Genomic DNA, 6,000 nt, shown 5'->3' with positions numbered 1-6,000 from the left:
GTGCACCGGCTGTGCCACCTGCGCGGTGGTGTGCCCGGATATCGTGATCGAGGTGTACCGTGACTAAGGTTCTCATGGACGGCAACAGCGCCATCGGGGAAGCGGCCATCCGGGCCGGATGCGCCTCCTATTTCGGCTATCCGATCACCCCTCAGAATGAGCTGACGGAGTACATGGCCACAAATTTGCCCAAGAGAAAAGGGTGCACCTTCATCCAGGCGGAAAGTGAACTTTCCGCTATCAATATGGTTTACGGCGCGAGCCTGGCGGGAGTGAGGACAATGACATCCTCTTCCAGTCCGGGGATCAGCTTAAAGCAGGAAGGCATCTCATATCTGGCCGCCTGCGAGCTTCCGGCCGTCATCGTCAATATGTCGAGGGGAGGTCCCGGACTGGGAAGCATCGCCCCCTCTCAATCGGATTATTTTCAAGCCACCAGAGGCGGCGGGCATGGAGACTATCGCACGATTGTTCTGGCTCCCTCCTCGGTGCAGGAACTGGCCGATCTCACCCATCGCGCCTTCGATCTGGCCGATAAGTACAAGATTCCGGTGATCATCCTCGGCGACGGCATGGTGGGCCAGATGAAAGAGCCCGTGGAGTTCAAACACGAAGCCCCGGTTGAGCTGCCGATCAGAAGCCCCGCCTTGAGAGGCGCACAGGGAAGGCCCAGCCGGATTATAAAAGTGCTGACCTCAAAGCCAGTTGAGCTGGAAGAGCTCAACTGGAGCCTCTTCAGGCGATATCAGCTGATCAAAAAGAATGAAACCACCTCCGAAACCTTCCTGACGGAAGATGCCAAGCTGGTGGTGGTGGCTTTCGGGAGCTCCGCTCGAATCGCCAAAGGAGCGGTCAAGCGGGCGCGGGAAAGCGGGCTGAAGGTGGGACTACTGAGGCCGATCACTCTCTGGCCGTTCCCATCGGAAGCCGTTCAAGCTTTGATCCATCAAACCAACCACTTCCTGGTCTTTGAAATGAACATGGGGCAGATGCTGGAGGATGTTCAGCTGGCCTTGGCAGGTAAAGGAGAAATCTCCTTCTACGGCAGGCCGGGAGGCGTGATTCCTACACCAGACGAGGTCTTCCGGGTAATCAATCGTCTTTATTATCAGAAAGGGCTGAGGGCGGAGAAGTGAACAAGGTATACAGTCGACCCAAATGCATGAAGCCAGTCCAGTTCCACTACTGCGCCGGGTGCGGTCACTCCATTGCGCACCGGCTTGTCGGCGAGGTGATCGATGAGATGAACCTCCGGGACATCGCGGTTGGAATTCCCGGCGTCGGATGCTGCGTCTTTGCCTACAACTATTTTGATGTCGACATGGCCGAAGTAGCGCACGGCAGGGGAATGGCAGTGGCCACCGGTATGAAGAGGGTCAATCCCGAGGCCATCGTCTTCACCTACCAGGGAGACGGCGATCTCTGCGCCATCGGCATTGCCGAGACCATCCATGCCGCCAACCGGGGAGAGAATCTGACCACCATTTTCATCAATAACGCCATCTACGGAATGACCGGCGGACAGATGGCTCCGACCACACTGTTGAGCCAGAAGACCACCACCACCCCTTTGGGCAGGAATGCGGCCAAAGAGGGAAGCCCTATCAAAATGAGCGAAATGCTGGCTCTGCTTGATGGCACAGTATATCTTGAGCGGACGGCGGTCAATTCTCCGGCCAATATCCGCAAGACCAAGAAGGCCATTCGAAAGGCATTCCAGGCGCAGATCGATGGCCTGGGGTTTTCCATGGTGGAGGTTCTTTCTCCGTGTCCCACCAACTGGAAGATGGAACCTCTGGACTCCTGGAAGTGGATCGATAAGGAGATGGTCAAGGTCTTTCCGCTGGGCGTAATCAAAGATACAACCGGGAAGAAAGAAGATGCTGATTAAGACGATGTTTACAGGCTTTGGCGGCCAAGGGGTGCTCTCGATGGGCCTCAACCTGGCGGAAGCGGCGATGGAGGAAGGCAAATACGTGACCTACCTGCCCGCTTACGGGCTGGAGGTTCGCGGCGGCACCGCCCATTGCACCGTGGCCATATCCGATGAAGAGATTGCCTCTCCGGTGGCTTCATCCCCCGATTTTCTGGTGGTGATGAATCAACCGTCCCTGGATCGATATCAGAACCATGTGCATTCCGGGGGAGTCCTCTTCATCAATTCTTCGATAACCCGAACCACAGTCACCCGGGGCGATATCGATATCGTTGAAGTCCCTGCCAACGCCATGGCCGAGGAACTCAAGAGCCCCAAATCGGCCAATATGATCATGCTGGGATCCTTCTGCAAGAAGAGCAATCTGGTTTCGGTCAATTCCCTGTTCCACGTGCTGGAAGATACGCTCAAGAGCAAGAAATCGCTGATCGAAATCAACAAGAAAGCGCTGATGGCAGGATATAACTTGTGAGGAGTGAGCCATGACTACGGTAAGACAGATTTCCATGACGCTGGAGAATGAGCCGGGCCAGTTTCTGCGCGTGAGCGAGTTTCTGGGATATGAAGGGATCAACATCCGGGCTCTGGCGGCAGGCGATCTTTCCGATGTCAGTAACGTGCGGTTCATCACCGATAATCCCGATAAGACCCTCAATGTGCTCAAGAGCCGCGGCTATACTGTGCGCGAGCGTGATGTGATCGCAGTGGAAGTCCCCGACCATCCCGGCGCGCTTCAAGCAGTGCTCAAACCCTTAGCCAATGCCGGAATCAACATCCAGTCCATTTACACCTACCTAGGCAGGGGAGAGAGCGGCCAACCCATTGTCATCCTCAGCGTGGACAAGATTGAAGAAACATTGAAGGTTCTCAAAAAGAACTGGGTGACCACCTACGGGCGAGAGCTTTACGCGCTGTAGGGGCCTTGCGGCGACTCCCGTTTGTTGGTTTGGTAAGATCGCACCACCAGCGCTATCACCGCGAACACGAGGATCAGCGATCCCAGCCAGTTTTTGAAGCTCTCTGAGTCATAGCCTCCGCCGCGGATCAGCAACAGGCCGACCACTGCCAGCCCCAGCCATATCAGGCCCTCGCTGAAGCTCAGATGACGTCCCTTCAAGATGAGCCATGCCCCTATCGCAATAATCAACTCCCGCCACAGCGGGAAGACCGATATGTTAAAGCTGTATTCATTCGGCATATCCCGTAAAGCATCCCAATTGAATCGCCTGCCTTCCTCGGTGTATTCCATAAACGATCTCTCGCCCGGTCCCATGGTTTCCCCAACCTCCGTCTTGACCCAGATGTGCTGGAAGTTTCCGGCGAGGGTGGCATCGAAACCGTATCGGCGCAGCATCGAAGCTGCCAGGACCGCCCGGCCGTCACAATCCTCTTTGCCCTTCTTAATCACTTCTTCAACGGTCGGCAAATAGTCGGCATTGGCCCAGGTGTTCCAATCATAAGCATAGGGAATCTTGTAATAGACAAAAGCTTCAATGTAATTCATCAACTCCGTCTTGGACCAATCCGGCTGACGATATTTTTCGAATTCATCGATCAGCGGATCTAAGGCAGGAGACTGGGGATCTACCAGACTATTAGGATTGAAGTAGCGGTGAATTGTCACCGGCAAACGGTCCACCCGGGGGAACAACACCAGCAAGACCAACAGAAGCAAGAGCAATACTTTGATTGCCCATTTCCAGACGTTTCTCCTCCGATCAAACCATTGTGATAGGGTTTTCATCTCATCTGCTCTGTATGCTCGGACATCTACCATTATTGTACCATCATATCGGAAGCCCAATAACTCGAGCAACGCTCTCATGTCCGTTTATGCTAGAATAGGGTCCTGGATTTGTGTCGCCATTGGACAGAAGGCTAATGAGAGGCAGCATATGTGGAAAGTGATCATGGTTGGGATATCGGTGTGTTTGATCCTATTCACCGGATGCGCCGATGAATAGGGCTCTCTGGAAATTATGCCCAGAGAAAGCAAGATGCCGTCGAATGCAATCAAGGTCACTCCCAAAACGGCTGTGTATCCGACTGTGCTCCATTCCAGCCAGTGGGCAATCCCAGTGCCGGTGTCCGCTCCGATCAGCAGCGCCGGAACAGAAGATTCGCCTTTTGTCACACCCGACGGCAACACCCTCTATTTCTTCTTCACCCCGGACGTGAAGGTGCCCGCGGAAAAGCAGCTCATCGATGGCACTACCGGGATTTACGTTTCCCACAGAATCGATTCAGCATGGCAGGAGCCCCAACGGGTAGTTTTGAATGACGACCTCTCTCTCGATGATGAGGGAAACCTCTATTTCGCCCATCATTTCTTCGAAAACGGGCAAATGATCGAAGCGGATATTTATGTGGCGGAGAAGAGATAAGAAAACTCGACTAAGTCCTAATCAACCCCCTGGCCCCCACTCTTGGGGGAAGAAGAGGAATCCTTCACCTCTTTTTCAACAGCCTGTTAGTGCAGCCCGGCAAATATGATACCACTGGCTGCATCGTACCACTTGATACTCGAAACTGGGACCGATTACCTGCCCATTTGACGGCGCTTGAGGCCGATGAAAATCGGCCCTCCCTTCAAGCTCATCTGGTGCTGGAAGAGACTCACTGTTGACTTTAGCGGCTTGTGGATATATAATCAATCCCCCGCAAACAAGAAGAGCCGAAAGGAGGATGAAGATGAAGTTCCTCAGCTTTTGTGCCATGAAAGACGTAGCGGCCACGTCTCCTAAATCGCCCATGAGACAGATGTTAAGGGCGACCCTCGATTGGATCGGGGAACAGAAGAAGATCGGCAAGGTTCTGGAGGCATATGCGATTCCCGGAGGGCGAGCTGTAATCATATGGGAGCTTCCCGATGCAGATGACGCCGCTCAAACGATTGCTTCCATTCCCATCGGTGCGTTCATGGATTTTGAGGTATACGCGCTGGCCGATATAAACGCAACGATGAAAGCCTATATTGAGAACATCAAAGAGGCCAACCAATAAGACTTGCTCCAAGTGAGAAGGCATCTGGAAAGGGGTTGCAGGTATTTGTATCCGGCTCTTTATGTACGGCGGGGATTTGGGGGCTGCATCTGAATTGGAAAGCAGCCCCTTCTGATATCTATAGTTCCGTTGCGCCTTCTGTTGAGGGGAATGGGAAATGGCCATCTGCCAAGATGATCTCTAGCAGGTGAACTCACGGTATCTGCCTCTTCAGGCCCATAGCAGCACCGGAAGGCTTGATTGCTTAGCGAGAAGAGAGTAGGATATATCCACGAATCTGCATCACATATAGAGCACACTATCAACAGATTCTTGTTTGAGAAACTTGATTCGGGAGGTTTGAGATGTTTATACGCCAGTGCATGCGAACACCAGTGATTACCACCACTCCCAATACTCCGATCCATATGGCACAGACAATGATGCGGGATAATCGCATACACCATTTGCCGGTGGTAGATGGAAACGGGAAACTGATCGGAATGCTGACCGATGCGCGGCTGAGGGAGTCAATCGCCTCTCTCGGATCGTCTCAATCTGGCAGGCATTCCGGCGACTCGATCTCGACTACAACGGTGCAGAAAGTCATGGCCAGCGACGTCGTCACCATTTTGCCAGATGCCTATGTGAGTCAGGCTGCATCAGTCGGCCGCAAACATCGCGTTGGAGCCCTGCCGGTGGTTGATGGGAGCGGGAAAATGATCGGCATCATCACCACAACGGACCTCATCCGGCTTTTCGAGGAAATCATGCGCCCCAGGGAACACGGTGCCAATCTGTATTTCGAGAGCGAGACCAAACAGGAGGACCTGCCTGATATCATCCAAGTCCTCAACAGTCATCATGCCAGGATCGTCACTCTGATGACCGTCCCCCCGGGGAGGGAAGTCGAGAAACTATTTGCCGTTCACGTCGAGGCCAGCGATCTGGCTGCCATCGGTGACGCATTGCGTAAACAGGGGTACAAGTTCAACCTGGTGCCGGACAAATTGTGATTGCCGCTCAAGCATTGACTGCTTTCGATCTACTGGCCGATCCTCGCCATCGAAGGAGCGCCTCGG

The 6,000-nt window shown here is 53.7% G+C and carries 8 protein-coding genes; 7 read left to right on the top strand and 1 reads right to left on the bottom strand.

The window, feature by feature from the left end; genetic code table 11:
• Window positions 1-59: 59 nt before the first annotated feature.
• The 4 genes from PHV74_02300 to PHV74_02285 are packed head-to-tail and all read left to right on the top strand — an operon-like array spanning window position 60 to window position 2,853.
• The gene (locus PHV74_02300; GenBank protein ID MDD5093195.1) at window positions 60-1,136 is read left to right on the top strand and encodes a 3-methyl-2-oxobutanoate dehydrogenase subunit VorB; all 1,077 of its coding nucleotides are present in this window, start codon (window positions 60-62) and stop codon (window positions 1,134-1,136) included.
• Window positions 1,137-1,162: 26 nt separating this feature from the next.
• Entirely contained in the window at window positions 1,163-1,891 is a 729-nt protein-coding gene (locus PHV74_02295) for a thiamine pyrophosphate-dependent enzyme (protein MDD5093194.1), read from the top strand.
• Window positions 1,881-2,408: a 2-oxoacid:acceptor oxidoreductase family protein gene (locus tag PHV74_02290; GenBank protein ID MDD5093193.1), complete on the top strand. Its 528-nt coding sequence runs from the start codon at window positions 1,881-1,883 to the stop codon at window positions 2,406-2,408. The genes PHV74_02295 and PHV74_02290 overlap by 11 nt, the downstream gene beginning before the upstream one ends.
• Before the next feature lie 10 nt (window positions 2,409-2,418).
• Entirely contained in the window at window positions 2,419-2,853 is a 435-nt protein-coding gene (locus PHV74_02285) for an ACT domain-containing protein (GenBank protein ID MDD5093192.1), read from the top strand.
• Here the strand turns inward: PHV74_02285 and PHV74_02280 are convergent.
• Window positions 2,841-3,761, bottom strand: a complete 921-nt coding sequence (locus PHV74_02280; GenBank protein ID MDD5093191.1) for a hypothetical protein — start codon at window positions 3,759-3,761, stop codon at window positions 2,841-2,843. The genes PHV74_02285 and PHV74_02280 overlap by 13 nt on opposite strands.
• A 172-nt stretch (window positions 3,762-3,933) precedes the next feature.
• On the opposite strand from PHV74_02280, the gene PHV74_02275 reads away from it, so the two are divergent.
• From PHV74_02275 to PHV74_02265, 3 genes are all read left to right on the top strand, one after another.
• Window positions 3,934-4,320, top strand: coding sequence for a hypothetical protein (locus tag PHV74_02275; GenBank protein MDD5093190.1), 387 nt, complete (start codon window positions 3,934-3,936; stop codon window positions 4,318-4,320).
• A 307-nt stretch (window positions 4,321-4,627) separates the two neighbouring features.
• Window positions 4,628-4,939 (top strand): muconolactone Delta-isomerase family protein, encoded by a 312-nt coding sequence (locus PHV74_02270; GenBank protein ID MDD5093189.1) that lies wholly within the window; start codon window positions 4,628-4,630, stop codon window positions 4,937-4,939.
• Window positions 4,940-5,283: 344 nt separating this feature from the next.
• Window positions 5,284-5,934: a CBS domain-containing protein gene (locus PHV74_02265; GenBank protein ID MDD5093188.1), complete on the top strand. Its 651-nt coding sequence runs from the start codon at window positions 5,284-5,286 to the stop codon at window positions 5,932-5,934.
• Window positions 5,935-6,000: the final 66 nt, after the last annotated feature.

The sequence above is a fragment of the Dehalococcoidia bacterium genome (assembly GCA_028711995.1).
Taxonomy (GTDB): Bacteria; Chloroflexota; Dehalococcoidia; order SZUA-161; family SpSt-899; genus JAQTRE01.
This window is presented reverse-complemented; position numbering and strand designations above follow the sequence as displayed.

Bases quoted from the DNA above. Each gene is read 5' to 3' on its own strand.
- PHV74_02295 (MDD5093194.1), top strand. From the start codon at position 1,163: ATGAAGCCAGTCCAGTTCCACTACTGCGCCGGGTGCGGTCACTCCATT.
- PHV74_02290 (MDD5093193.1), top strand. From the start codon at position 1,881: ATGCTGATTAAGACGATGTTTACAGGCTTTGGCGGCCAAGGGGTGCTC.
- PHV74_02285 (MDD5093192.1), top strand. From the start codon at position 2,419: ATGACTACGGTAAGACAGATTTCCATGACGCTGGAGAATGAGCCGGGC.
- PHV74_02280 (MDD5093191.1), bottom strand. From the start codon at position 3,761: ATGAGAGCGTTGCTCGAGTTATTGGGCTTCCGATATGATGGTACAATA.
- PHV74_02275 (MDD5093190.1), top strand. From the start codon at position 3,934: ATGCCGTCGAATGCAATCAAGGTCACTCCCAAAACGGCTGTGTATCCG.
- PHV74_02270 (MDD5093189.1), top strand. From the start codon at position 4,628: ATGAAGTTCCTCAGCTTTTGTGCCATGAAAGACGTAGCGGCCACGTCT.
- PHV74_02265 (MDD5093188.1), top strand. From the start codon at position 5,284: ATGTTTATACGCCAGTGCATGCGAACACCAGTGATTACCACCACTCCC.